The sequence below is a fragment of the Streptomyces viridosporus genome (assembly GCF_002078235.1).
GTDB classification, from domain to species: domain Bacteria; phylum Actinomycetota; class Actinomycetes; order Streptomycetales; family Streptomycetaceae; genus Streptomyces; species Streptomyces viridosporus.
Genome location: NZ_MSGP01000938.1, coordinates 1 through 213, shown reverse-complemented (window position 1 = coordinate 213; position 213 = coordinate 1). Strand labels below are relative to the sequence as shown.

Annotated in this window: 1 protein-coding gene; it reads right to left on the bottom strand. The window is 70.0% G+C overall.

Features of this window, described 5'->3' with window-relative positions; genetic code table 11:
- Positions 1-8: 8 nt before the first annotated feature.
- A partial coding sequence (locus B7L92_RS38790; RefSeq protein WP_143626542.1) for an ATP-binding protein occupies positions 9-213 on the bottom strand: 205 nt, incomplete at its 5' end.

The following is a 213-nucleotide window of genomic DNA, read 5'->3' as shown; positions in this document are numbered from 1 at the left end:
ACTGTACGTCAACCTGATACGGAAGACGCCCCTGGAAGAGTGACAAGGATTCGGCAACCCCGCTCGGATTCGGCCACTCCGATCCGTCCGCCGTGCAGGTCGACGGCCCAGCGGGCGATCGCCAGGCCGAGACCGGTGCCGCCGTCGCTGCCGGGACCGTGCGGCCGGTCGGCGCTGCCGCGGTTGAAGCGCTCGAAGACGCGGTGCCACTCG